General features: G+C 66.5%; 14 protein-coding genes and 1 tRNA gene. 6 read left to right on the top strand and 9 right to left on the bottom strand.

The genetic code is table 11. From position 1 onward, the window contains the following. Positions 1–417: 417 nt before the first annotated feature. A complete protein-coding gene (locus tag FLL57_RS02820) occupies positions 418–8,724 on the bottom strand; it encodes an ExeM/NucH family extracellular endonuclease (protein WP_142882073.1) in 8,307 nt (2,768 codons plus the stop codon). 510 nt (positions 8,725–9,234) lie between these two features. Between FLL57_RS02820 and FLL57_RS02815 the strand changes: the two genes are divergently transcribed. Together FLL57_RS02815 and FLL57_RS02810 are read left to right on the top strand one after the other, a co-directional pair. Further along, positions 9,235–11,013, top strand: coding sequence for a type I secretion system permease/ATPase (locus FLL57_RS02815; RefSeq protein ID WP_142882072.1), 1,779 nt, complete (start codon positions 9,235–9,237; stop codon positions 11,011–11,013). Between the two features lie 10 nt (positions 11,014–11,023). After that, positions 11,024–12,346, top strand: coding sequence for an HlyD family type I secretion periplasmic adaptor subunit (locus FLL57_RS02810; RefSeq protein WP_142882071.1), 1,323 nt, complete (start codon positions 11,024–11,026; stop codon positions 12,344–12,346). 31 nt (positions 12,347–12,377) lie between these two features. Here FLL57_RS02810 and FLL57_RS02805 read toward each other — a convergent pair whose 3' ends face one another. From FLL57_RS02805 to mnmA, 5 genes are all read right to left on the bottom strand, one after another. Further along, positions 12,378–13,424, bottom strand: coding sequence for a thermonuclease family protein (locus FLL57_RS02805; protein ID WP_235677197.1), 1,047 nt, complete (start codon positions 13,422–13,424; stop codon positions 12,378–12,380). Positions 13,425–13,967: 543 nt separating this feature from the next. Next, a tRNA-Met gene (locus FLL57_RS02800) sits at positions 13,968–14,044 on the bottom strand. Between the two features lie 114 nt (positions 14,045–14,158). Next, positions 14,159–14,500: a hypothetical protein gene (locus FLL57_RS02795; protein WP_142882069.1), complete on the bottom strand. Its 342-nt coding sequence runs from the start codon at positions 14,498–14,500 to the stop codon at positions 14,159–14,161. Positions 14,501–14,540: 40 nt separating this feature from the next. Beyond that, a complete protein-coding gene (locus FLL57_RS02790) occupies positions 14,541–15,179 on the bottom strand; it encodes a class I SAM-dependent methyltransferase (protein WP_013503807.1) in 639 nt (212 codons plus the stop codon). Positions 15,180–15,198: 19 nt separating this feature from the next. Continuing rightward, positions 15,199–16,392 carry a tRNA 2-thiouridine(34) synthase MnmA gene (mnmA, locus tag FLL57_RS02785; RefSeq protein ID WP_142884151.1) on the bottom strand — a complete coding sequence of 398 codons (1,194 nt, stop codon included), beginning with the start codon at positions 16,390–16,392 and terminating at the stop codon, positions 15,199–15,201. A 313-nt stretch (positions 16,393–16,705) separates the two neighbouring features. On the opposite strand from mnmA, the gene FLL57_RS02780 reads away from it, so the two are divergent. Together FLL57_RS02780 and FLL57_RS02775 are read left to right on the top strand one after the other, a co-directional pair. Further along, the gene (locus tag FLL57_RS02780) at positions 16,706–18,295 is read left to right on the top strand and encodes a flagellar hook-length control protein FliK (RefSeq protein WP_142882068.1); all 1,590 of its coding nucleotides are present in this window, start codon (positions 16,706–16,708) and stop codon (positions 18,293–18,295) included. A 12-nt stretch (positions 18,296–18,307) separates the two neighbouring features. Then, entirely contained in the window at positions 18,308–19,027 is a 720-nt protein-coding gene (locus FLL57_RS02775; RefSeq protein WP_142882067.1) for a flagellar hook capping FlgD N-terminal domain-containing protein, read from the top strand. A gap of 37 nt (positions 19,028–19,064) precedes the next feature. Here the strand turns inward: FLL57_RS02775 and FLL57_RS02770 are convergent, their stop codons facing one another. Beyond that, positions 19,065–19,883 carry a lytic murein transglycosylase gene (locus FLL57_RS02770; protein ID WP_142882066.1) on the bottom strand — a complete coding sequence of 273 codons (819 nt, stop codon included), beginning with the start codon at positions 19,881–19,883 and terminating at the stop codon, positions 19,065–19,067. A gap of 256 nt (positions 19,884–20,139) precedes the next feature. On the opposite strand from FLL57_RS02770, the gene FLL57_RS02765 reads away from it, so the two are divergent. Beyond that, a complete protein-coding gene (locus FLL57_RS02765) occupies positions 20,140–20,511 on the top strand; it encodes a hypothetical protein (protein ID WP_013503812.1) in 372 nt (123 codons plus the stop codon). A gap of 187 nt (positions 20,512–20,698) precedes the next feature. Here the strand turns inward: FLL57_RS02765 and FLL57_RS02760 are convergent, their stop codons facing one another. Further along, positions 20,699–21,262: a type 1 glutamine amidotransferase domain-containing protein gene (locus FLL57_RS02760; protein ID WP_013503813.1), complete on the bottom strand. Its 564-nt coding sequence runs from the start codon at positions 21,260–21,262 to the stop codon at positions 20,699–20,701. Positions 21,263–21,497: 235 nt separating this feature from the next. Next, on the bottom strand, positions 21,498–21,839 hold the full coding sequence (locus FLL57_RS02755; protein ID WP_013503814.1) for a cupin domain-containing protein: 342 nt from the start codon (positions 21,837–21,839) through the stop codon (positions 21,498–21,500). 297 nt (positions 21,840–22,136) lie between these two features. On the opposite strand from FLL57_RS02755, the gene FLL57_RS02750 reads away from it, so the two are divergent. After that, a complete protein-coding gene (locus FLL57_RS02750) occupies positions 22,137–23,252 on the top strand; it encodes a beta-ketoacyl-ACP synthase III (protein ID WP_142882065.1) in 1,116 nt (371 codons plus the stop codon). Positions 23,253–23,349 lie beyond the last annotated feature (97 nt).

Here is a 23,349-nt window from a genome sequence, read left to right as displayed (position 1 = left end):
CATATGAACTTGGTACACGCGGTCTGTGACGTCGGTGAGACGGTTAATCCGTCTTTACGATTTCCCCTCTGTTCGAGGCCCCTCCGCCAATGCGCGGGGTGCCGAACCTGAGAAATTTCAGTGAATTGTGGCACATGAGGAGTCGCAAGCAGCACCGGGCGCATGCGACCGAACCTGTTCGCGGCGGAGGGCGAGCGCATGAGCAAGCCGCCCGACAATCTCGGCAGATCAGGTTCAATCATTCATTTGAGCGTCAGATGAGCATCAAGGCTTTGGAGCCCGAAGCGCGATCTCGACCTCACCTGGCAGGATGGCCAACCTGCGGTGGCTTCCGGGTCGCAACAGAAACGCTGCCTTCTCGCGCCAGGGCCACGGAACGCTGCTGCGTTCCGTGGCCCTGCAATCGTTCGCGGCAGATCAGACGAAGCGGAAATCGTCTGCGGCGAGGGAGCCGATCTGCGTATTGGTCAGCGTCAGGCTGTTGTCGGCATCGAGCGTCACGACGACGTCGTTGCCGACCTGCGTGGTGTGCGACATCACGTCGGTGAAGTTCGCAAACATGTTGCTGGAGAACTGCAGCACGTCGGCCGAGCTGCCCTTGGTAGCAAAGTCGGTGACGATGTCCTTGCCGAAGCCGGCCGCGAACACGAACACGTCCGCCCCCGAGCCGCCGGTCAGGATGTCGTTGCCGGCACCGCCGGTGATGATGTCGGCGCCGGAGCCACCCTTGATGATGTCGTTGCCGGCACCACCGTTCAGGATATCGTTCTCCGAACCGCCATCGATATCGTCGTTGCCATCGCCGCCGGAGATGATATCGACGCCAGAGCCGCCCTTCAGCGTGTCGTTGCCGATGCCGCCGTCGACGACATCGTCGCCCGAGCCGCCGTCGAGGCTGTCGTCACCGGCACCACCGAACAGCTTGTCGTTGCCGGCGCCGCCGGCGATGACGTCGTTGCCGCCGCCGCCGTTGATCACATCGGCGCCGTTGCCACCGGTGACACGATCCGCCCCCTCGCCGAGGACGAAGCTCTCGATGCCGGTGAAGTGGTCGGTACCGATGCCTGCACCGGTCGCGGTACCGGCCGTGAAGCTGATGGTCACGGCCCCGGTGGCGTCGGACAGGTCGAGCGTATCGAAGCCGGCGCCGCCGTCGATGCTGTCGTCGCCGGAGCCACCGCGCAGCACGTCGTCGCCGCCGCCGCCGATCAGGGTGTCGTTGCCGGCACCGCCGAACAGCAGATCGTCCCCGAGGCCACCGTTCAGCACATTGGCCCCGTCCGTGCCGATCAGAGTATCGCCAAACGCCGTGCCAATGGCATTCTCGACGCTGAACAGATGGTCCGCACCCGGCAGGTAGTCGGGATAGTAAGCCCGTCCGGCGCCGAGATCGACCGTCAGCCTGAAGTCGATCAGGCTGTAGTCGATGGTGTCGTCACCGGCGCCGCCATCGTAGCGGTCGAGACCATAGCCGCCGATGAACGTGTCGTTGCCGGCGCCGCCGAACACCAGATCGTTGCCCGTGCCGCCGGCGATCGTATCATTGCCGTCGGTACCCGTGCGCAGTGTCCAAGCGCCGTCGGTGAACACGAGTTGCTCGATATTGCTCAGCTTGTCGGCGCCGTCGGTGCCGGCCTGATCGGTGACGATGAGCGAGCCGTCGGTGTTCAACGACGTCGCGTATCCGGCGAAGTTGCCGGCGTAGGTCGCGGTGTCCGCGCCGGCGCCGCCATCGATGGTGTCGTCACCGGCACCGCCCCTGATCAGATCGTCGCCATCGTTGCCGAACAAGGTGTCGTTGTCGGCCCCGCCATCGAGCTGATCGTTGCCGGCGCCGGCGTAGATGTAATCATCACCGTCACCGCCGACAAGCACGTCGTCGCCGCCATAGGTGTAGTCCATGGCGATGGTATCGCTGCCGGCCCCACCATCGATCACGAAGCCGCCTGCGGCGGTCGAGAGCGCGACGTCGTCACCGGCGCCGAGCAGGATTGTGCCGATCACCGCGGCGCCGACATAGAGGTTGACCTGGTCATTCCCGGCCCCCATGTCGATCGCCGAACCGCCAGTCGCGACGATTGACCCTGAGTTGTTCAGAGTGTCGCGGCCGCCGCCCATCGAGATGCCGCCGACGATCCGGCCCGACGCGTTGTTGCCGACGAAGTCCTCATAATCGCCGACGAGGTTGATCGCCTCGTTGCCGCGGAGGTCGAACCGGGCAGCGTCAGCTGCCGAGACCCCTTCAGGCCCTCGGCCGTCGCCCTTGATCAGACCGTCGTTGACGATGATCGTCGCCCCCAGAGCATTGCTGTTGCTGGAGTTGTCGACCTGGATCGCACGGCCGTAGCCGTAGATCTCGCCGGTCGCATTGTTGACGATGTCGCCGCCGCCGATTGCGATCGCCTCGGAGACGTTCGGTTCACCGTCGTGATAGCCTTCGGCGCCGAGGCCCGAGATCTTGCCGTAGTTCAGCACCTGCACCAGACCATCGACGTCGATGGCGTCGCCGTCGCTGTCGGACAACTCTGCCGATCGGCCTTCCATCACGCCGTAGTTGGTAATGAACGCCTTCTGGGCGAGCGACCCGTCGGTATCGAGATTCACCGCCGAGCCGTTGCGGCCGATCATGGTGCCGTGGTTGACCACGGTAACGGCATTGTCGCCGGTCACGGTATGGCGCGCGCCTTCCAGCAAACCGCCGGCATAGTTGGTGACCTTGCCGCCGGTGTCGCTCTGGAAGTCGATCAGATCACCGCCGCCGACGAAGCTCGCGTCGGTCGTGATCGTGCCCCAGTTGTTGACGACGCCGTCATTGCCGGGGCGGATCACGTCGGTGTTGGTGCCGTGCTGGCGGATGATGCCGCCGGCCAGGTTGTTGATCACCGCCGAGGCGCCGTTGGTGTCGAAGCTGCGGAAGTCGAGCACGCGGCCGGCGGCTTCGATCAGGCCGGCGTTGTTGATGGTGATGGTCGCGTCGGCCTGCCCGGCCTGCTGCGGGGTCACCGTGCCGCGGACCGCGCCGCCTGCGGCGTTGTTGAGCGTCAGCGAGCCGGTCGCCCCCGCGGCGGTGGTGAGCGCCCGGGTCGAACCGTCGATCTCGCCGGCATTGTCGACGATCGCATCGCCGCCGCCCTGCCAGACGAGGGCGTTTCCGGATACGCCGAGCTTTCCGCCCGCCTCGATCACGATGCGGTCATTGTGATCCACCACGATGCTGGAGTTCAACGTCGCGCCTTGCTGGACGGAGACGCGATCGTAAGCCTCCGATCCCGCCACCGACCAGTTGCCTTCGGCCACCCGCAGATTCTCGACGTCGAGCGTCGCGGCGAGCGAACCGGTGCCACTGCCGATCAGCTTGACGGTGTCGTTGCCGTCGCCGCCGTCGATCGACGTCGGAATGCCATCGTCGGTCGAGACGACGATCAGGTCGTCACCGTCACCGCCGTCCGCGCTGTCGCCTTCTCCGGCCACGAGTTCGTCGTTGCCGGCACCGCCCTGCAGCGTGTCGTAACCGTCGCCACCGATCAGGACGTCGTCACCATCGCCGCCGAGCAGGGTGTCGTCACCCTCGTCGCCCGCCAGACGATCGTCGCCGGCTCCGCCGTCGAGCGTATCATCGCCGGCGCCGCCCGCCAGGACGTCGTCGCCCTCACCGCCGTCCAGGGTGTCGTCGCCCTCGCCGCCGTCGAGATTGTCATCGCCGCCGAGCCCGATCAGCACGTCGTCTCCGCCGAGGCCGGCCAGCCGATCATCACCGGACGAGCCGGTGAGCTCGTTGTCGCCCTCGTCGCCGGCCAGATCGACCGGCATGCTGAGCAGCACGGTATCGGTCCGGTAGTCCAGGTTCTGAATGCGGGTGTCGTGGGCACGGTCGGTGTCGGCCTCGCCATAGGCCGTCTCGGAGTACTTCGCCGCCATGTATTCGGCGAAGGCGTCCTGCTCGGTACCCTCGGCGGCGAAGTTCGCCCGCTGTCCGGCGTCGGGCACCAGATCCGGGGTCAGGTTCACCACATTGGCGAACGCAGGATTGGCCGCGATGAAGCTGGCGAACGGATATCCGTCGCCACCGGTGAGCAGGAAGCTGAGGGTCACGACCCGGATCGCCATGTTCGGATCGACGGCGAGCTCGCCGTTTTCCACCAGCGTCAGCACCAGCCGTCCGCTCTCATCTATCAGCGCCGCCGACTGCACGCGATCGCCGACCGGGAAGTCCTTGTCGAACGAGAACGCGATGCCGCCGACCTGAGCGAACTGGCCGGGGGTGGCGGTCGCCGTCGTGGCCGCGACCGCGTGCTCAAGCACCTTGAGCAGTTGATCGGCGGTCACCGTCACCATCGACAGCGCGTTGTTGAAGCGAAGCGAATTGGCGATGTCGAGCTGCGAGACGTCGCCCGCCTCCTTGCCGACACTGGCGTTCGCCAGCGGCGGGTTCTCCACCGCGTCGCCGCCGACCGCATAGACGTAGCCGATCGAGTCGCGGACGCCTCCGCCGTTCTTGATCGACACCAGCACGGCGGGATCGACCTTCTGGGCGTACCAGAGGTTGGCGTCGGCGGAGAGGTTGCCGAGATTGGTTTCCTCGGTGCGAACCTCGCTACGGCGACCTTCGAGATAGACGTCAGTCTTGCCGAAGATGTTGCCGTCCTGCGCGTCGATGACCCCGCCCACCGCCTGAGCGATATCGTTGACCAGATCGCCGCGGCTGCCCTCCGCGAACGGATCGGCGTCGTCGGCATCGACGTCGCCGTCATTGTCGACGTCGACCGTGGTGCTGCCGTCGTACAGCGAACTCACCACTTCTTCGGTGCTGGCATAGGCGCCGTTGACTGCGGAGTTGGCGGTGTAGATCACGTTGCCCTGGGCATCGAAATCGACTACCAGCCGGCCGACATAGGAGTACTCGCCGGAGGTGTTGACGATCAGCGTGGTGTTGCCGTCGGCATTGGCGGTGACGATCGGATAGGTGTCCGCCGCGGCGTCGCCGGCGCGGAGAACGTCGGTCTCGTCGGCCAGCAGCGTGTGCGAGCCGCCGGCGATGATGACGTCGACGCCGTGCAACAGCGGCGCCAGTGCCTTTTCCAGCGCGAGCTGCTGCAGGTGGCTCACCAGAATGATCTTGTTGATGCCCTGCGCCAGCAATCCGTCGATCGTCGGCTGCAGGATCGCCGCCAGCGCCGCCATGTCGTCGACATTGTCGCCGATCACTTCGACGCCGCCGGTCGACGAGATGCTCTGGACGATCTGTGTGGTCGCACCGACCACGCCGATCCTTTCGCCGCCTTCCTCGATGATGGTGGCCGGCGCGATCTTCTTGCCGATGCCTGCGGCCGGCGGGAAGCCGGTGTAGTTGGCGGCGTCCTGGATCGTGCTGGTGTAGAGACCGGAGAGGTTCGAGTCGCCCGAGAAGTCCAGGTTCGCCGACAGATAGGGGAACTGCGCGCCGGGGAAGCTGCCGGTCTGGCGGATGATCGCCGCGAACGGATTGGTGCCGGCGTCGAACTCGTGATTGCCGATCGCCGACGCCTGGATGCCGATGATGTTGAGCATCGAAATGTCGGCGGTGCCGAAGCCGGGAGAGATGTTCAGGGTGCCGGCGGCGAGGCCGTAATAGGTCTCGAGCGCGGTCTCGTAGACCTCCTTCAGCGAGGCGTCGCTGCCGGCGCTGAAGAACGGGCTCGGGATGAAATTGTCGCCCGACGACAGCGTGATCGAGTTCTCGTAGGTGTCTTCCAGATAGTCGACGATAGCCGCGAAATTGCCGGCGCGACCCACCGCATTGAGGCCCGCTTCGAAATCGGAGGCGTGCAGGATTTGCAGCGTGTAGGCCACGTCGGACAGATCGTCGCCGAGATCGAGCCCGATGATGACCGGATCGTGGTCCGACACCCGCACCGGCTGAGTGCCGTCGAAGATCGCGGTGTCACGACCGTAGTCGGTGTTGTAGTCGAGCGCATCGGCTTCGTCGGCATTGATGTGCCAGGTGGTCACGCCGGTGATCTGCGACGCCATGCTGTCGTTGGCGAAGGCGTAGTCGAGCGTGCCGGTCTGGCCGTCGAAGACGTAGGAATAGGCGCCATCCTCGCGGGTCTGCAGGTTCTCGTAGCCGGCGCCCTCGAGCAGGCCGATCGACTGCTCCTTGGCGTAGCCGTTGAAGTCGCCGAGCAGCAGCACGTCGCTGTCGCCCGAGCCGGTCGGATCGCTCTGCGCCCAAGCGGTCAGGGCGACGGTCGCCAGTTCGCGCTGATTCTGCCAGTTGCCCTGGCCGTCACCCTGATCGGCGTCGGCGCCGGTGCCGGTGCCGCTCTTGGATTTGAGGTGATTGGCGATCGCCGTGAAGGTCTCGCCAGTGGAGATCTGCTCGAAGGTCACCGCGAGCGCGTTGCGGCTGGTGTTCTCGCCGTCGAAGATCTGCCCGACCGTGCTCTGGCTGAGCAGGCCGGAGAGGCCGAGCCCGGGGAGATCGGAGTCGTTGAGGATCTCGATGGTGGTGCCGTCCGCGATCTTCACGTCGGCGGTGCGATAGATGAAACCGACCGCGATGGCGTCGCCACCGACGAATTGTTGGCCGGGGTTGACCCACGCATAGGTGCCCGCGCCGGCCTCGGCGTTGAGCTGGGCGACCAGATATTCGATCGCGTTGCCGGAGGAGCCGGGAAGGAAGTCGTTTTCGAGTTCGGTCAGCGCCAGCACGTCGACGTCCATCTTCAGGATGGTGTTGACCAGCTTGGTGGTCTGCCGCGCCAACTCGGCGGCGCTGTCGGCGCCGCGCGGATCCTCGCCGATCGCAGTGGTGGCCGGGCCGACATCGAGCGTCTTGAAGTAGTTGAGGACGTTGAAGCTGGCCACTTTCAGCGTGCCGCCGACGTCGTCGGGCGCCGCGGTGCGCGGCGTCGCGCTGTCGACGAAGGTGTTGGTGCCGTCCTCGGCCGACCGGATCCGCCAGGTCGCGCCCGAGGTCGAATTGCCGGCCCACTGATAGTCGAGCACGCCGGTCAGGCCGGTGATGGTGTCGCCCATCCGCGGCGCGGTGTCGGTGTTGTAGACCGGGCCGAAACCGTCGAGATTGGTGATCGACTCGTTCTGGGTGTTGAGGCCGTCGTCATAGGTAATGGTGCGGGCGCCGAGCTCGGCCAGATAGGCCTGATAGGCGGCGGCGTCGGGCGCGTTCTCTTGGGTGAACTGCTCGGGACGGTCGCCGGCCACCAGCTTGATCTCGTTGAAGCGATCGAGATTGTACTGCTCGGTGATGGTCAGGGTCTGCGGGATGGTGACCAGCATGCCTTCATAGGCTTCGAGATCGGGCTGGTAGTCACCGTCCTGGCTCAGCGTGGTACCGACGCTCGGGAGGTCGATCGCGGTCGCCATTGAGCTGATGTCCGACACCGCGCCGGCCTGCACGACCGCGATGCTGCTGGCGACGAGCTGGGTCAGGCCGAAATATTCGTTGACCGTGCCGGTGACACGGACGCGGTCGCCGATCTGGACGTCGGTCGAGCCGCCATACACGAAGATCGCCTCGGAGGTCCGGACATTACCGTCCGAATCGGTGATTTCCTCCTGGAGATAGAAGCCGTTGAGGTTGCGGCTGTTGTCGGAGTCGCCGTTCTGGAAGTCGCCGACCACGATGGCGTCGACGGTGACGGTCTGGCCGACCATCGCGCTGCTGGCGCCTTCGCCCTGGATCGCGCTGATCTTGGTGATGCCGACATCGTCGTTGACGATCGTGCCGGTCGCCGTCGCGGCGCTGCCGATCGTGGTGGCGACGGATGCGGAATTGGCGACATTGTCCAGCGTCAGCGTGAAGGTCTCGTTGGCTTCGTCAGCCGTGTCGCCGGCCACTGCAATGGTCACGACCGCGGACTGCTGCCCGGCCGGGATGGTGCCGCTGAAGCTGACCGGCTTGCCGCCAACGAAATCGGCCGCGTCGGCCTGATTCGACGCGATCGAGCCGGAGAACGCAACGTCGCCAGTGGTGCCGCCGCTGCGATCGACGGTGAATTGGAACAGGGTCGATCCGGTGTTGCCCTCGTCGTGCGACACCGCAATCGAGCCCGACGCGAAGGCGACGCTTTGGGTTTCGACCGGCGACGGCGACGAACTGGTGACGCGGATGTCGTCGATCCCGACCCACTCGTCGTTGCCGGCCGCATTCGTTGTCAGCACCCGAACCTGCAGATCGCTGCGGCCGTTGACCTCGGCCGGGAGAAGCAGATCGAACGGCGTGACCTGGGTCGCGGCGCCCTTGGTGGTCACGTCGGCCGCGTAGCCGCCGGCCACGTTGGTCCACGGCCCGCTCGAACCGAGCCGGTACTGCACCGCGACCGACTGAAGCGCGTCGTCCGTGCTGCCGTCGATATCGCGCGCGTTGAAGCTCAATCGCACGTCCTGCCGGCCGGTCGCATCCAGATGGATCACCAGGCTCGGCGCGTCGGCGGTTCCCGAGCCGTTCAGCGCAATGGTCGGATTCGCGATCTGGAATTCGGCAACACCACCATTGGTCAGCGTATTCGGCGCGGTCTGGTTGGCGAGCACGTCGACTGCGCCGAGATCGGCCGCGGTCAGCGAGCGCGGGTCCACAGCAGTGGGAGTGCCTGCGTTGATGTCGCCGAGATAGCCGACGATCGACGCGACGTCGCTCCAATTGTCGTCGATCGTGATCAAGCCGGTGTTGGACCAATCCTGCACAAAATCGCCGTTCGCCAGGATATGAGGGGTCGTCGACATGTATCGCCACTCCAGCGCATGAGAGAAAGGCGTCGCAGATCACCGCCTCACGGCAGGCGCGAGGGCGCGGTCCAGGACGGACGGTTGGTTAACAAGACGTTAATGTCGGGTTGATAGAATGCGAACGGTTACAGATCGGTGACCGGCTCTTTACGGGACGACGAAGTCACAACTTGCGACGTTTCATCGATGCCGCCGAACGAACGAACTAACAGCTTCGAACCGCGCAGCGGGTTCGGCTTCGCTCCTGCGACAATTCCCGGACGATTCATCGCGTTACTGTCGGCTGCCCGGCATCGCGACAGCCCCGACGGCTCGGCTTCGACGGCGGACCGAAACGACGTCGTGCGCACGGCGGGGGCGGCGTTTGGTCGCAGGGCACCGGACTACGACGCGAGCCCTGCGATTTCCGCGGCGATCCGACCTGTCATGTGACTGACGTTGAAGCCCGCTAACGAACGCCGACCGCGATCGGCCATGACGGTCCGACGTCGTTCCGAATTGAGTATCATGACCGCAGTATCGTCAGCCCCGCCGCCAAACGCGTCTCGGGACCTCCCCTCCACCGCGATCGCCTCGTGCACGAGCGCCTTTCTGGCGGTCGGACTGTTTTCGGCGGTGCTCAATCTGCTGATGCTCACCGGCTCGATCTACATGTTGCAGGTGTATGATCGGGTCATCCCTTCGCACAGCGCGCCGACCCTGATCGCACTGTCGATTGCGGTGGCGGCAGCCTATGCGCTGCAGGGCCTGTTCGACTTGCTGCGCCAGCGGATTCTGACCCGGATCGGATCGGCGTTGCACGCAGCGCTATGGCAACCGGTCGTCTGCAACATCGTGCGCGGACCGCTGCGAGGTGGCGGCGCCAATCGCGGCCTGCAGTTGTCGCACGATCTGGATTCGGTGCGATCGTTCCTGTCCGGTTTCGGTCCGACGACGTTGTTCGATCTGCCTTGGATGCCGCTTTATCTCGCGGGCTGCTTCCTGCTGCATCCCTATCTCGGCTGGACGCTGGTCGCGGGCGCCGTGCTGCTGTTCGGGATCGCGCTGCTCACCGAGTTGCTGACCCGCGCCCCAACTCGCGACTCCTCGCGCGCCGGCGCGATCCGCGGCATCCAGTTGGAAGCCGGCCGGCGCAATGCCGAGATCGTCGCTGCGCTCGGAATGGAGCGGCGACTGATCGCGCGGATCGCCGTCGCCAACGACGATCTAGTCGCCGCCCAGCAGCGCAACGCCGATATCGCCGGATCGCTCGGCGCATTGTCCAAGACGCTGCGGTTCATGCTGCAATCGGCGCTGCTCGGCATCGGCGCGTACTTGGTGATCGAGGGCCTCGCCAGCGGCGGCGTGATGATCGCGGCGTCGATCATGGGCAGCCGTGCGCTCGCCCCGGTCGAGCTGGCGATTTCGATCTGGCGTCCGTTCCTCGGCGCGCGACAGGCGTGGCAACGATTGCGCGCGGCGCTGGGCAGCGGCGACGCTCCGGCCCCCGAGGTGGCGCCCGAGCGCGCCGTCAGCAGCCTCACGGTCGATCAGGTGACGATCGCGGCGCCGGGCGGCACCAGCGCGATCGTGCACGGCGCCTCGTTCGCCCTCGAGGCCGGACAGGCCGTCGGCATCATCGGCCCATCGGCCGCCGGAAAGTCGACGCTGGCGCGGGCGCTGGTCGGAATATGGCCGATCGCACGCGGCGAGATTCGTCTCGACGGCGCCACTCTCGATCAGTGGCCGGCGGAAAGCCGCGGCGGCATGATCGGCTATCTGCCCCAGGACGTCGAATTGTTCGACGGCACGGTGGCGGAGAATATCGCGCGCTTCGATCCCGAGATCGACGAGGCCGCCGTGATCGCGGCGGCGAAGGTCGCCGGCGCTTACGACATGATCCTGAAGCTCCCGAAGGGGTTCGAGATGCGGATCGGCGAAGCCGGCGCCACGCTGTCCGGCGGCCAGCGTCAGCGGATCGCGCTGGCGCGTGCGCTGTACAAGGATCCGTTCATGGTCGTGCTCGACGAGCCGAATTCGAGCCTGGACGCCGAAGGCGATGCTGCGTTGACCGACGCGATCCGGCGCGTTCGCGCGCGCGGCGGCATCGCCGTCATCATCGCGCATCGGCCGGCGGCGCTCGCCGCGGTCGATCTGGTGCTGACCTTGGCGGCCGGCCAGGTGCAGGCTTTCGGCCCGAAGGACGAAGTGCTGCGCAAGTCGCTCGCGGCTCACCCGGCGGCGAGCGGAACGTCGCTGCAGGCGGTGCCCGACCCGCGTTCGGCGCCGGCTGCCGCCGTCAGTTGAGGACGATCCCATGACCGCATCCGCAACGCCCAAACCTCGCCACGGCGATCCGTTCCGCGATATCAGACGCGCGGCCGGGCTCGGAATTGCCACGCTGGTGATCGTCGCCTCGACGGCCGGCGTCTGGGCCATGACGGCGCCGCTCGCCAGCGCCGTGATCGCGCCGGCGCAGGTGGTGGTCGACAGCAACGTCCGCCGCGTCCAGCATCCGACCGGCGGTGTCGTCGCCGAGATCTACGTCAACGACGGCGATGAAGTTCGCGCCGGCGACATGCTGGTCCGTCTCGACGAGACGATGCCGCGCGCCAATCTGGCGCTGATCGAAAATCAGCTCAACCAGCTCATGGTTCGTCGCGCCCGGCTGCAATCCGAACAGAACGGCAGCGATACGGTGGCGTTGCCCGCCGAGATCGCCGCGCGTCGCAACGTTGCGGCAATCGCCGAAATGATCGACGGCGAAACGACGCTGTTCGTCCGGCGACGCGACGCGATCAGCGGCCAGCAATCGCAGCTCCGCGAGCGCAAGGCGCAGATCGCGGACGAGATCCGCGGCCTCGAGGCGCAGATCGTCTCGAAGCGCGAACAGATCCGCTGGATTCAAACCGAGCTGGAAGGCGTGCGCCAGCTCTACGAGAAGAACCTCGTCCCCTATGCGCGTCTCACCGCGCTGGAACGCGAGGCGTCCCGGCTGACCGGTGAAGAGGGCCAGTTGATCGCCGAGATCGCCCGCGCCAAGGGCCGGATCACCGAAACCGAACTACAGATCATTCAGCTGGTTCAGGATCAGCGCCGCGAGGTGGCGACCGAACTTCGTGACGTCGAGACCAAGATCGCCGATCTCGGCGAACGCCGCATCGCCGCGCTGGATCAGTTGGATCGCGTCGTGCTGCGTGCGCCGCAGGACGGGCTGGTCCACCAGAAATCAGTCCACACCGTCGGCGGCGTGATCACTGCGGGCGAACAGCTCATGCTGATCGTGCCCAAAGATTCTCTGGTGGTTGAAGCCAAGGTCGACCCGCAGATGATCGACCGGCTCAGGGTCGGGCAATCGGCCAGGCTTCGGTTCAGCGCCTTCGACGCCGCGGTGACTCCCGAACTCGACGGCACACTGACCCGGGTCGCCGCCGACCTCACCAAGGATCAGCAATCCGGCGTGGCTTACTACGTCGCGCGCATCAGCCTCGTCCCCAGCGAACTCGCCAAGCTCGACGGCAAGGCGCTGGTCCCCGGGATGCCGGTCGAAGCCTTCATTCAGAACGGCGTGCGCACCGCGTTCGCCTATCTGCGCAAGCCGCTCGAAGACCAACTCGCTCGCGCGATGCGGCAGAAGTAATGCAGATCCATCATCGTGATGGCGATCGGGCTCATTTCTTGACGGCCCGGCACCCCGCCGTCTCGGCTTCCTTGACGCTGCAGAACCAGCGGTTGTCCGGCCCCATCTTCAGCTTCGCGTAGAGGTGACTGCCGGGCTGCTGATAAGTGCATCGGCCGCCCTTGCCGATACTGCCTTTGATGACGCATTCCGGCGACGGCGCATCGGCCACCGAGGCGGGCCCGCGCAGGATGTCGAGGGCGCTGCTCGGCACGTTGGCGGCCCCGACGATGGTGGTCTGGCGGGTTCGGTGCCGCCAATCCGAAGGGGCGATGAAAGCGCCCGACCACATGCCGGATTGCGCGTCCCGAGCGATGACTTCGGAAGCCTCATAGACGCGCGCCGAGCCGACGAGCGCCATCGCCCATCCGGACCGCACCATCCACTCTTCGACGCTCTCCGCATTCACGGCACAGCTTCCGAGCGACCTGCCGTGTTTGTCGTGACCGGCGACCTGGCAGGTCCATGGCTTCTCGCCGAACCGCTTGACGAGTTCGTCGCGGGCGGCGAGACCGCAGGTCCAGCCGGTGCCCTTCTCGTCGACACACAACTGGTCTGTTTCCGGCGCGTCGATCCCCCGCAGCCGAATCTTCGTCCCTCTGATCTCGACCGTGTTGCCGTCGATCACGAGCGGCACCCCGGCAATCTCGATCGGCTCCTCACCTGGCAGGCAGACATACTGCGTTTCACGCATGCCGAGGCACCGTGCCGCGCCGGTGGTGAAGTCGATCTTCACGCCGAGGTCGCGCGGCTTTCCGAACGGGCCGCGGTCGTTGACCCGAATGCTGCAGGTCCGCCCGTTCGCGGGGTTGGTGACGACCACGGTGGTGCCGAGAGGGTATTCGTGGGAGGCTGCGGTCAGGGCGTCTCGGTTCATCGGTTCGCCGCTGCTCGTTCGCGTGCCGATCGAATACAGCGACGCCAGCACCTCTTTGCCCGAACCGCATTTGCCGGTCTTGTGAACGAAGCGGTGCACGGTATCCCAGCCCCGCGCATCCGCTACGCCGGGTGCGAGCGCCATCACGGCCGCGGCCGCCACGCCGATCGTCAGTGTCGAGAAGAATCGCATTCCAACCCATTGCCTCCGATGGCGCGGTCTCCGCGGGAGCGGCTTAGCATAGGCGCCCGGCGATTGAATCCGCCTCGCCTCATGCGCGGGGCCCGATCAGGAGCCGTGCGACCTCTGCGATCCAGCGCCACACCCGCCGTATCACGGCAGGGACAGAAATCGTCGCGGTTCGAGGCAAAAATTGGATCGAAGGAATCCAAGGCCGGGTCCGAGTACTGACGGATGGTGGCCCGCAAAAAGCCGCCACGCCGCCAGTGCATCAGCGGCGGCCCAGATTTGGAGCGAGTTCGGGTTCTTCTGGAGGACAGCCGCTGCCGCGCCTGATCGACGATCCCGTACTCAAGAAAGGGCGGAGTGCTGCGGCGCCCCGCAAGGACGACGGCGCGTGGCTGCCGGCGCCTCATCCAATTGCGACAAGCGACGCGGCAACGATTGAGGTTGCGCACCGCACTAAACCAAGGTTTCAGAGAGGCCGGTTCGATCGCCCAAAATCGGATAGCCGCTTGGAGGCTGTGGTAGCGGGAGAGGGACTTGAACCCCCGACCCCAGGATTATGATTCCCGTGCTCTAACCAGCTGAGCTACCCCGCCACGGTGGCCCGCAATCGGCCTTGCGAAGCAAGCCCTGCGAACGGGCGGCATATAAGGAGCCGCGCGGCGCGCTGTCAAGCAACACCCGCCCGGCTGCTGAACCCGCCAGTTCGGCTATTTCGGACGGATGGTCGGATCGCCGCCCGGTGTGCCGGGCGGCGGGATCACCGGCGTCTTGCCGACGTCCGGCGTCGGTGCCCGAATCTCCGGATCGATACCTGCCGGAGGGCACAGCACACCGCCGGATTCGGCCAGTTTGTCGCCCAGCGGCTGACGGCTTTCGCCGGTCGTCGCGCCGGGAGCATTGCTGCCCGGCGGATGCACCGTCGCTGTATTCGGCGGGCATGCGGTCGGCGCCGGAGCGGCGGCGGCTGGCGGTTTCGGCGGCGCCTGCGCCGACGCCGGGGTCGACGCCAGTACCAAGCAACTCAGAGCGAGTGAGAGTTTCGACATCATGCCCGGACAACGTGGCGCGCGGCGCCACGTTCCGGCGATGTCACAGTTTGCGATAGCGGATCAGCGAGAAGTGGCCCATCGGCGGCATCGGCCGGCGCTCTGCCAGCTCCACCCCGCCGTGGCGCGCTGCCCAGTTCACTAGCCGCGCCCACGGGAACTCCGGCCGCCAGCCGAGCCGGCGCGCGATCGGCGAGAACGCCAGCTCGAACAGCTTGCGCGGCCCGCTCTCGGCGCCGATGTGGTTGACCAGGATCAGCTCGCCGCCCGGCTTCAGCACCCGGACGAAATCGTCCAGCGTCGCTTCCGGGTCCGGCACCGCGGTAATGACGTATTGCGCCACCACGGCGTCGAAGAAGTCGGCCGGGAACGCCAGGTTCTTGGCGTCCATCACCGCCAGAACGTCGACATTGGTGAGGTTCAGCGTGCGGACCCGCTCATGCGCCTTGCGCAGCATCGGCTCGGAGATATCGACGCCGCACAGCCGCGTAGTCTTCGAATAATCCGACAGCGACAATCCGGTGCCGACGCCGACGTCGAGCACCCGCCCGCCGATCGCATCGGCCACCGCGATGGTCGATTGCCGGCCGCTGTCGAACACTTTGCCGAAAACCAGATCGTAAATCGGCGCCCAGCGCGCATAGGCTTTCGCCACGCCCGCGCGATCGATGTCGTTCGCCATACCCTGCCCCGAAAATCCTTCAGCCGCGCGCGGCGGCCAGCGCCGGCGCCTCGATTTGCTCGCGCCCGCCTTCGAACCGGCGCGGCGCGGCGCTCTTGATGAAGCCACCGCCGAGCACGCGCGCCTGCCCCTCGGCCGCGTCGTAGAACACGCAGGCCTGGCCCGGCGACACGCCCTCCTCGCCGACCACGAGTTCGACCTCGTAGCCGCCGTTCGCGGCGCGCAGCCAGGCCGGCTGCGGCTCCCGCGTCGAGCGAACACGGACGAACAGTTCGAGTCCGTCGCCGACCACGTCGTCGAGCGCGCCGTCGCCAATCCAGTTGACGTCGCGCAGCACGATCCGGTCCATCAGCAGCGCTTCGCGCGGGCCGACCACGACCTGACGCCGCGCCGCATCCAGCCGCAGCACATACAGCGGCGCGCGCGACGCGATGCCGAGGCCGCGGCGCTGGCCGACGGTGAAATGCACGATACCGGGATGCTGGCCGAGCACGCGGCCGTCGATATCGACGATGTCGCCCGGCTCCATCGCGTTCGGCTTCAGCCGCTCGACCACGTCGGTGTAGCGCCCGGTCGGCACGAAGCAGATGTCCTGGCTGTCGTGCTTGTCGGCGACCGACAGGCCGAACTGCCGCGCCAGCTCGCGGGTCTGCGGCTTGGTCATGTCGCCGAGCGGGAAGCGCAAGAATTGAAGCTGCTCGCGGGTGGTGGCGAACAGGAAATAACTCTGGTCGCGGTCGCGATCAGCGGCGCAGACCAGCGCCCGCGATCCGTTCTCGAGCCGCCGCGACGACACGTAGTGACCGGTCGCCAGCGCCGAGGCGCCGAGTTCGCGCGCGGTGGCCAAGAGGTCGCGGAACTTGACCGAGCGGTTGCACTCGATGCACGGCACCGGCGTCTCGCCGGAGGCGTAGCTGTCGGCAAAGCTGTCGATCACCGACTCGCGAAACCGGCTCTCGTAGTCGAGCACGTAATGCGGAATGCCGATCCGCTCGGCGACCGCGCGGGCGTCGTGGATGTCCTGGCCGGCACAGCAGGCGCCCTTGCGATGGATCGCCGCGCCATGATCGTAGAGTTGCAGCGTGATGCCGACGACGTCGTAGCCCTGCGCTTTGAGCAGCGCTGCGGTCGCCGAGGAATCCACCCCGCCGGACATCGCGACCACGACGCGGGTGTCCTGCGGCCGGCCTTCGAGATCCAGACTGTTGAGCATTGGTTCGGTCATGAGCTGCGACCGGCGTAAGCCACGCGGTCATCCTTCCGCATTGTCCGGAAGCGGCAGGGCCAATTCCGCAAACTTCGGTGATGCAGGCTTTTAATATAGGCCGCCTTCCGGAGGCGCAATCGCAGCGGCCCGGTTTTGCGGGCCGGACCCGCGGCAAATTCTGCCGCCGCGGCAGAAATAGCGTGTCGGCGGCTGGTACCGGCACCCCGAGCATCCCCGCATCCGTTTGTTTTACCTACACTTTCGGTTTGGCCCGGTCCTTGCTGAAGAAGTTCCGGACTGAAGCGTAAGAGAGATTGCCGTGGTCAACGTATCGCCGGACGTCGCAGCCAGCACCGCCTCCCCGTCGTCCCGCACGTCGGCGCGTCAGGAGCGGTCGTCGCACACCAAGGATTTCGCCGCGCTCGTCGACAGCAATACCGCCGCCTATGACAAGGCTACGGCGGCACCCGCGAAATCGGACTCGCGTTCGTCGAGCAGCGCGGCGGACGACCGCAGCACCAGCCATAGCCCCCGCGCCGAGCGGAGCGAAGCGCCAGATCGCAGCCGCAGCCGCGACGCCGACCAGAGCTCCCGGCGTGCCGAAGACGCATCCTCGTCCTCTGAACCGACGACCTCGGGTGCCAAGGCGGACGATGCCGGCAGAGCCGACAAATCCAGCAAGACCAGAACCGACAAGGACGACGGCACCAGATCCTCCGATGGTGGCGCATCCAGCGATGGCAAGGCCAGCGCGGACGCGACGGGCACCGACCAGACCAAGGCCGAGGATGCCGCCGTGACCGTCACGATCACGGCGGACGCCACCGCGCTGATCGCGCCGAAGGTCGAGATCACGACGGCCGATGCGACCGCCACCGATGCGGCCGCTGCATCCGGTGGCACGCCGGCAGCGCTCGCGGCCGCGGCGGCGCTCAAGGCCAAGGCGGCGGCCGAGACCGCAACTGTCACGAAGCCGGTCGAAGGCACCGCTCAGACCGCGACCGCGGAGACAGCTTCGACCGGTATCGCGACCGATCCGAAACTCGCGGCGCTCGCCGCGCAGGCCAATGCGGCCAATGCGCCGAAGGCCGGCACCAAGACCGACGCCAACGCCAAGACCGATGGAAAGGCCGAGGCGAAGACCGGCGACGGTGCGGCCGTCCAGACCGCGACCGCAAACGCCTCGGCCGCGGCGATGCAGCCGCAGGCCGCTGCGGCAACGGCCGAAACCCGGCCGCACGCCGTCTCCCAGGCCGCCCACACGCTCGCCGACGGCGGCGAAGGCAAGGATGGCGGCCAGAAGCCAGCCGCCTCGCCGCTCGGCGCCGAGGCGGCACTGCCGCAGGCCCAGGCCAATGTCGGCAGCAACAGCCAGCCGCCGACGCCTCTCGCGGTGATGCCGCATCTGCAACCGACCCTTACCACCGCCGGCACGACCGCCGCGGGGGCCCAGCAGCTCACCGCGAACCCGGCGAGCAATATGCCGGTGCCGGTCGACGGCCTCGCCGTGGAAATCGCGGCGCGCGCCCGCGGCGGCGCCACCCGCTTCGACATCCGGCTCGACCCGGCCGAACTCGGCCGCATCGACGTCCGGATCGATGTCGACCGCCATGGTCAGGTGACGTCGCATTTAACCGTGGAGAAGCCCGAGACGTTGCAGATGCTGCGGCAGGACCAGACCCAGTTGCAGCGCGCGCTCGACGATGCCGGCCTGAAGACCGGCAATGGCGGGCTGCAATTCAGCCTGCGCGACCAGTCGTCGTCCGGGCAGCAGGGTCAGCAGCAGGACGGCGGCCGACAGCCGCAACGACTGGTGGTCAGCCAGGATGATACGCCGCCCGCGGCCGTCGCCGGCCGCGGCTACGGCCGCATGCTCGGTGCGAGCGGCGGCGTCGATATCCGGATCTGAGGAGCAACACGCATGTCCGTCGATTACTCAACCGCGACTACGCCGTACTCGGCGCCGAACGCGAACTATTCCGCGGAGAGCGCGAAGTCGAAGACCAGCTCGACGCCGGGGATCGCCGACAACTTCCAGACCTTCCTGACGCTGCTGACGACGCAGCTCAAGAACCAGAACCCGATGGATCCGCTGGACACCAACCAGTTCACCCAGCAGCTCGTGCAGTTCGCCGGCATCGAACAGCAGCTCAAGTCCAACGAATCGCTGAGCTCGCTGGTGGAGCTGCAGACCACCGCGCAGGCGACGCAGGCGCTCAACTTCATCGGCGCCAGCGCCGTCGTCGACGGCAGCAAGACGCAGTTGACCGACAGCAAGGCGACGTGGTCGCTGTCGACCGACAAGCCGGTGACGGCGCAGGTCTCGATCGAGAGCGACACCGGACAGACGGTGTATTCGGGCAAGTTCACCATCAACGCCGGCAACGATCAGGCGTTCGCCTGGGACGGCCGCGGCAACGACGGCACGCAATGGCCGGACGGCAACTACAAGCTGTCGATCGTCGCCACCGATGCGTCGGGCCAGACCGCCACCGTCTCCACCCAGATCTACGGCACGATCGACTCCGTGGACCTGACCCAGACCCCGCCGAAGCTGTCGATCGGCGGCCAGAGCTTCACGCTCGACCAGATCAACAAGCTGGTCCGGCCGACCACCTCGACGCCGGCGACCGCGATGTAACGATCGTCGGCGACCGCTCAGGACAGCGCGAGAACGCTCACGGCTCGACCAGCCTGTCGGCGAAGTAAGCAATCGTCTTGCGATACACCAGCGCCCGGTTCCACTCGCGCATCGCCTCGAAATTCGCCGTTCCCTCCTCGTAGGAACCGCCGGCCTTCCAGCCCGCGGTCTTGAGCAGGTTGGCGGTCGAGGCCAGCACGTCCGGCACGCTGTGGCGCAGATCGACGTGGCCGTTGCCGTCGAAATCGACGCCGTATTTGATGTAGGACGACGGCAGGAACTGGGTCTGGCCGAGCTCTCCCGCATAGGCGCCGACCATGTCGCGCAAGGTGAGGTCGCCGCGCTGCACAATCTGCAACGCTGCCAAGAGCTCGCCCTGGAACAGCTCGGTGCGACGGCAGTCGTGCGCCATCGTCGCCAGCACGCGGAATACCGGCAATTTGCCCATGTCACCCTTGCCGAAATCCGATTCCAGCCCCCAGATCGCCACCACGATCTGCGGCGGCACGCCGAACTGCCGCTCGATCCGCGACAGCAGCGACGCATGACGCATCAGCATCGCGCGACCGGTCTTGATCCGGCCCGGCCCGACCCGCGTCGCCACATACTGCTCGAAAGTTTTGTTGAAGGTGCCGCGCTGGCGGCGGTCGAATGCCAGCACCGCAGGATCCGGCGTGACGCCGCCGAGCGCCTGGGAAATCACGCTCTGCGAAATGCCTGCCTGTGCGGCCTCGGCCGAAATGCTGGAGACAAACGTGTTGAAATCACCGCCGCAGCGGGCCGCCTCGGCCGGCGCCGCGGACAACAGCGCGCCGGCGAGGGCGCAAGTGACGAAAGCAAGGCGCAGCTTCGACATCTGAATCGTGTCTCCTCACAGAGCAAATAAGGGAAGCAGGAACGGGCGAGCAGCGAAACCGAAACCGAAACCGAAACCGAAACCGAAACCGAATGCGTATTGACGCGTATTGCTATGACAATCGCGCGAATCTACCATTTCGTGCTTGCGGTTGCGAGGCGGGCTCAACAGCGTCATATCTTGGGGTATCTTTCGGCTTCGAATCCAAGCCCGCAGGCGACGCCGGCGGGATATCGCCACTGAAGGGATCGACACCATGCCGCGCCGGAGTGCCTTGCTGGGCCAACCGCTGTTTCGCCTGCTGGCGATCAATCTGGCAATCGGCGTGATGATCGCCGCACTGCTGCTCGGCGGGCTGCTGTATCTCAATCCCGGCCATCTGCGCGACCTGATCTTCGCCGACGACTCGCCCGGCACCGCGCTCGGCCTGCTGCTGTTCGGCTTCGTCGTCACTTTCGGCTCGGCCGCGATGGGCTCGGCCATCATGGCGATGGGCACCGATCTGCGCGGCGGCGACAACGGCGGCAAAAAGCTGGCGCTGCCGATCGAGCTGATCTCCGGCGCCGAGCCGATCCCGGTGCGCGCCGACCACAGCGCCCGGCCGATGCGGCGGCGGCGCAACATCTGAGTGTGCGCCCCGCGGCGACATCCGGCGCCGCTGCACTTCACACGCATCGTCCGCACCATCGCGGCTCCTCTCGCATCAAAACCGCGCCGGTGAACCACCGGCGCGGTCGTTGTTCGCATCCTGAAACTGTCGCGGATCACAATGGCGAAACGGCGGCTGAGGCCGCCGCGCGACCCGCGCCTGCGGCTCAGGCCGCGCGGCGCTGATGCTTGCCCTCGCGGATCTCCTCCACGATCTTGGCGGAGAACGCCTCGAGGTCGCCCGGATTTCGCGAGGTGATCAGGCCGTTGTCGGTGACGACGGCGGAATCCTCCCACTGCGCGCCGGCGTTGATCACGTCCTGCTTGATCGAGTGATACGACGTCATCCGCTTGCCCTTGGCGATGCCGGTTTCAATCAGCAGCCACGGCGCGTGGCACACCGCCGCCACCGGCTTGCCGGCGTCGTAGAACGCCTTGATCAGCTTCAGCGCGTTCCGATCGACGCGCAGCAGATCCGGATTGATCTGCCCGCCCGGCAGCACGATCGCGTCGTAGTCGTCGGCCTTCACCGAGCCGAGTTGCTTGTCGACCTTCACCGGCCGGCCCCAATCCTTCAGATCCCAGCCTTTGATCTCGCCCTGCTCCGGCGACACGATATCGACCTGCGCGCCGGCCGCCTTCAGCTTGTCGCGCGGGGTTTCGAGTTCCGACTGTTCGAAACCGTTGGTGGCGAGAATAGCGACGCGCTTGCCATCGAGTTGGCCTGCCATGATTGCTCTCCATGCTGTTCTGAACGCCCCGCTGAGTAATCGGGTGCGAGAGCGATCGTTCCGCGGGGAACAAGACACGAAGGTCACCAAAATCACGCCTCGGCCGTGATTGCCGCGGACGCAAGTCACCTCGTCGCCGGCCTTGCCTCGGCGCCTATCACGCGAACGATGCCGACGATCGGGGTGGTGGTTCGTGGTCGGCGGTGCACGCCCCAAGCGCCATCGCGGAAGCAGGTTACTTCGCCGCCGCCGGCCAGAACATCGTCAGCCACACGCTCGGCTGATCGGTCGCGGTGGCTTCGACGCGGTGGCGGCAGTGCGCCGGGATGTCGACCCAGGTGCCGGGAGTGAGGTCGAGGCTGCGGTCGCCGTCTTCGAACCGCAGCACGGCAGAGCCCGACAGCAGCACGACGAATTCATCCTCGTTCTGATCATACCAGAATCCGTCCGGGCTCGACTGGCCGAACGAGACGATACGCTCGACGCGGATGCCGCCGCGCGCCAGCAGGGTGTCCAGCACTTCGTCAGGGCCGGCGGGCGGCAGCGGGTGCAGCAGATGTCCGTGGGGTGCGTCCATGACCATGATCCTCGGCGCGGAATTTGGCCCCGATCTGCGCCGGCCGCCACACCTTTTGCGATCGCGCTTGTGTTTCGCCGCGCGGCGTTTCATACCGCTTTCGCCCGTGCCGGCCGAGATGCCCGCGCGCCCCGCCCGCCGGCCTCCCCGCTCCCGACCAACGGACGATGTGGCCGCGTTCCGCCTTTTGTCCGGCGTCAAAGCAGACGCGGCCGAAACGGCGTCGGATACCGGCAGGGCGCGGCGGATCGCTTGGCCGGCGGTCCTCTCACTCAGCCACTGAGCCTGGAGCTTTCCGTGCGCCCTGCCGTCATTGCCGCGACCGGCCTCTACACTCCGCCCGACAGCGTTTCCAATGCCGAGCTGGTGGAGGCGTTCAACACCTATGTGGCGAACTTCAACGCGGCGAACAAAGCGCGGATCGAAGCCGGCGAAATCGAGCCGCTGCAGCCGTCGTCGTCCGAATTCATCGAGAAGGCTTCGGGCATCAAGTCGCGCTACGTGGTGGCCAAGCCCGGCATCGTCGATCCGGACGTGATGCGCCCGATCATTCCGGAGCGCTCCAACGACGAATTGTCGATTCTCGCCGAGATGGCGGTGACCGCGGCCGAACAGGCGATCGAACGCTGGGGCAAGCCGCGCGAGCGCATCGGCGCGGTGCTGTGCGCCTGCTCCAACATGCAGCGCGCTTATCCGGCGATGGCGATCGAGGTGCAGAACGCGCTGGGCCTTGGCGGCTTCGCGTTCGACATGAACGTCGCCTGCTCGTCGGCAACCTTCGGGCTGAAGACCGCGGCGGATTTCGTCGGCGGCGGCTCGGTCGATGCGGTGCTGATGGTCAATCCGGAGATCTGCTCCGGCCATCTCAACTTCCGCGACCGCGACAGTCACTTCATCTTCGGCGACGTCGCCACCGCGGCGATCGTCGAGCGCGCCGACGATGCGCAAGGTGGCTGGTCGATCCTCGGTACCAGGCTGAAGACGCAGTTCTCCAACAACATCCGCAACAACGCCGGCTTCCTCAACCGCGCCTGGCCGGAAGGCCGCGACAATGTCGACAAGCTGTTCGTGCAGCAGGGCCGCAAGGTGTTCAAGGAAGTGGTGCCGCTGGTCTCGGAGATGATCATCGAGCACGCCCGCGAGATCGGCATCGATCCGCACAGCCTGAAGCGGATGTGGCTGCACCAGGCCAACATCAACATGAACGAGATCATCGGCCGCAAGGTGCTGGGCCGCGATCCGACGCGCGACGAGAATGTCATCATTCTCGACGACTACGCCAACACCTCGTCGGCCGGCTCGATCATCGCCTTCCACAAGCATCAGGACGGCATGGCGTCCGGCGACCTCGGCCTGATCTGCTCGTTCGGCGCCGGCTACTCGGCCGGCACGGTGTTCGTGCAGAAGCGGTAACGATCTCACCTCGCGCTCTCCCCCGTCATTGCGAGGCGCGCAGCGACGAAGCAATCCAAAGCCAGGTGCACGGCACCGCTGGATGGCTTGGCTGCGC

Source organism: Rhodopseudomonas palustris, assembly GCF_007005445.1.
GTDB classification, from domain to species: Bacteria; Pseudomonadota; Alphaproteobacteria; order Rhizobiales; family Xanthobacteraceae; genus Rhodopseudomonas; species Rhodopseudomonas palustris_G.
This window is presented reverse-complemented; position numbering and strand designations above follow the sequence as displayed.

What these genes read in the sequence shown, in the direction of transcription:
- FLL57_RS02820 (WP_142882073.1), bottom strand. Translation starts at nt 8,724, where the DNA reads ATGTCGACGACCCCTCATATCCTGGCGAACGGCGATTTTGTGCAGGAT.
- FLL57_RS02815 (WP_142882072.1), top strand. Translation starts at nt 9,235, where the DNA reads ATGACCGCAGTATCGTCAGCCCCGCCGCCAAACGCGTCTCGGGACCTC.
- FLL57_RS02810 (WP_142882071.1), top strand. Translation starts at nt 11,024, where the DNA reads ATGACCGCATCCGCAACGCCCAAACCTCGCCACGGCGATCCGTTCCGC.
- FLL57_RS02795 (WP_142882069.1), bottom strand. Translation starts at nt 14,500, where the DNA reads ATGATGTCGAAACTCTCACTCGCTCTGAGTTGCTTGGTACTGGCGTCG.
- FLL57_RS02790 (WP_013503807.1), bottom strand. Translation starts at nt 15,179, where the DNA reads ATGGCGAACGACATCGATCGCGCGGGCGTGGCGAAAGCCTATGCGCGC.
- mnmA (WP_142884151.1), bottom strand. Translation starts at nt 16,392, where the DNA reads ATGCTCAACAGTCTGGATCTCGAAGGCCGGCCGCAGGACACCCGCGTC.
- FLL57_RS02775 (WP_142882067.1), top strand. Translation starts at nt 18,308, where the DNA reads ATGTCCGTCGATTACTCAACCGCGACTACGCCGTACTCGGCGCCGAAC.
- FLL57_RS02770 (WP_142882066.1), bottom strand. Translation starts at nt 19,883, where the DNA reads ATGTCGAAGCTGCGCCTTGCTTTCGTCACTTGCGCCCTCGCCGGCGCG.
- FLL57_RS02765 (WP_013503812.1), top strand. Translation starts at nt 20,140, where the DNA reads ATGCCGCGCCGGAGTGCCTTGCTGGGCCAACCGCTGTTTCGCCTGCTG.
- FLL57_RS02760 (WP_013503813.1), bottom strand. Translation starts at nt 21,262, where the DNA reads ATGGCAGGCCAACTCGATGGCAAGCGCGTCGCTATTCTCGCCACCAAC.
- FLL57_RS02755 (WP_013503814.1), bottom strand. Translation starts at nt 21,839, where the DNA reads ATGGACGCACCCCACGGACATCTGCTGCACCCGCTGCCGCCCGCCGGC.